Source organism: Flavobacterium sp. LMO8, assembly GCF_009495755.1.
GTDB lineage: Bacteria > Bacteroidota > Bacteroidia > Flavobacteriales > Flavobacteriaceae > Flavobacterium.
Map to the genome: position 1 here is coordinate 1 of NZ_WIBJ01000007.1, position 2,692 is coordinate 2,692.

Here is a 2,692-nt window from a genome sequence, read left to right on the forward strand (position 1 = left end):
AAACATGGTCATCTTCGCAAAATCGCATACAGATAGCAGAGGAAGTGATAAGTACAACATGAATTTATCAGACAGAAGAGCAAAATCGACTGTTCAATACATAATCAGCAAAGGAATAGCAAAAGATAGAATTTCAGGACAAGGCTTTGGTGAAACTGAACCTAAAGTAGCTTGTGATAAATGCACTGAAGAACAATACGCACAAAACAGAAGAAGTGAATTCTTAATTGTGAAGAAATAAAGAAAATAAGATAATAAAATGAAAGCCCCTTTTCTAAAGATTAATTTAAGCATTATTGCAATCTTATTTGCAATTAATTCTTATTCTCAAGTTGTACTGAATGAATTAATGGTTAGACCACCTGGTACGGTGGCAACACCTCCAAATGGATTAATATATAATTCCAGCCAAGAATATATTGAGTTGTATAATAGTGGATGTTCACAAGTAAATATTTCTGGTTATTTTATAGCGATGAAACAATCTCTATCTGGAACTAACACTGGTGGAACATACAAAATTCCTAATGTACCAGCTGCAATATTAGATCCAGGAGAACATGTAGTTATTGGTTCGGCAAATCCAGGAGGTGCTGTTGCGGGAAACATTGATATTCCTATGGCTGCAGCTGATTACTGTTTTTATAACGGAAATTATGTATTAGCTAATATTGATGGATGGTGTGCATTATATAATGCTGCAGGGGTAGCAATAGACTGTGTATATTGGTCAAGCAGTGCCTCAAATTTAACTTCAAATACTTCAGATTTCAACCCTGGTGCTTTGTGTTTACCAACTGGTAGTCCTGCTGTAACACTACAAACTCCATTTCAACTTAATAGTTCAAACCCTTCAATTGTAAGATATGGTGGTGCAAACCCAAGTGCTGGAAATCCATTGAGTAGACAACAAGATGGATTAAATACATGGGTACAAAATATAGCAAGTTCAATTGCTGCAAATAATTGTAATGGAGGTACCTGTGTTTCTGCTTCTTCTGCACCAGCTGCTCCAACTGTTACAACGCCAGTTAATTATTGTATAGGCGCAACAGCTGTTCCTTTATCTGCTACAGCAAGTGCTGGCGGTACATTAAATTGGTATGGAACAAATGCAACTGGTGGAACAGCTTCTTCAACTGCTCCTACACCAACTACTGCAACAGCAGGTTCAACAACGTATTATGTTAGTCAAACGGTGGGGGGCTGCGAAAGTCCAAGAGCTCCAATTGTGGTAACAATTACATCAGGTGGAACCTTAGGTTTATATTGTGATACTGCAAATTCAACGCCAACTTCATTAGCTTTTGATTTTAGTAACGTAGGTCAAACTAATTTTTCATATAGTTACACCATAAATGGAGGAACACCCATAACAGGAACACATATTTCTCCATCAAACTTTACTATACCTGGACTGAGTGCAGGTGATACAGTTGTTTTTACCCTTACAGCAAATGGTGTTTCTTGTGTATTACCTGAAACAGCAACTTGTTCAACAGTACCATTAGATTGTGGTTCATGTTCAACACCTACTTGTCCGATAATAGGTGTTACAAACTATGGGGTAAGAAATTTTCCTGCTGGTTCTTGTTCTAATTGGTCTCCAGCATTAACAAATACTGTCGTTAAAAATTACTATTTAGTGCAAGCTGATGCAAATGGTTTTGTGGGATTAATACAACAAGCAAATGGAAGTCCTGCATTATGTATTAATCGTACTGCTATTTTAAGACCGTTATCAACTTCTTGTAATGTTGCCTCGAATGTAAATCCATCTGTTGTAAATGCAAATGGGGTTGCATCAGGTTTTAATCCAGAATGGTATGGTCTAACACCAAATGCACAATATATTATTGAAGTAACAATAACTTTAGGTGCTGGTTGTACTTTAGATTCTTTATGCTCAAATTATTATGGATGTACTAGCCCAAGTGCTCCTACAGCAAGTGCTACTGCTCAACCAACTTGTACTACTCCAACAGGAACTATAGTAATTTCTTCTCCCACGGGTGCAGGAAATTTATATAGTATTGATGGAATTAATTTTCAAGCTAGTCCAACTTTTTCAGGTTTAGCACCAAATACATATTCAGTAATTGTCAAAAAAACTCCGTCTGGTTGTACTTCATCGGCAACGAATATTACTATTAATGCCGTTCCAACAATTACTGCCCCAACTGCAAGTGCAACAGCTCAACCAACTTGTACGGTAAGCACTGGTACTATAGTAGTTTCTTCTCCTATTGGAGCTAATTTTCAGTATAGTATAAATGGAACAACGTTCCAATCAAGTCCTACTTTTTCAGGATTAATACCAAATAACTATAATGTAATTGTAAAAAATTTAACTACAGGTTGTATTTCTATAGCAACAATAGTTACTATTAATCCACAACCTACCACTCCTGCTGTTCCTACTATTACAACTGTTGCGCCTACTTGTACTGCTAATGGAAGTGCAAGCATCTCAAATTATGCTGCGGGAACTACTTATGTGTTTTCTCCTGCTGGACCTACTGTGGCTGTTGGTGGTGCTATCTCTGGAATGACTATTGGAACTAATTATACTGTAATAGCTAACTTAGGGGGTTGTAGTTCTGTAGCTTCTGCTGGATTTACCATTGGTGCACAATTAGCCACTCCTGCTGTTCCTACCATTACAACTGTTACTCCAACTTGTGCTGCTAAT

General features: G+C 37.1%; 2 protein-coding genes. Both read left to right on the forward strand.

The annotated features are described in order from the left end of the window. On the forward strand, positions 1-241 hold a 241-nt coding region (locus tag GFJ94_RS01210), incomplete at its 5' end, for an OmpA family protein (protein ID WP_153199598.1). Between the two features lie 18 nt (positions 242-259). Beyond that, positions 260-2,692: lamin tail domain-containing protein (locus GFJ94_RS01215; protein ID WP_153199600.1), on the forward strand; the 2,433-nt coding region annotated here is incomplete at its 3' end.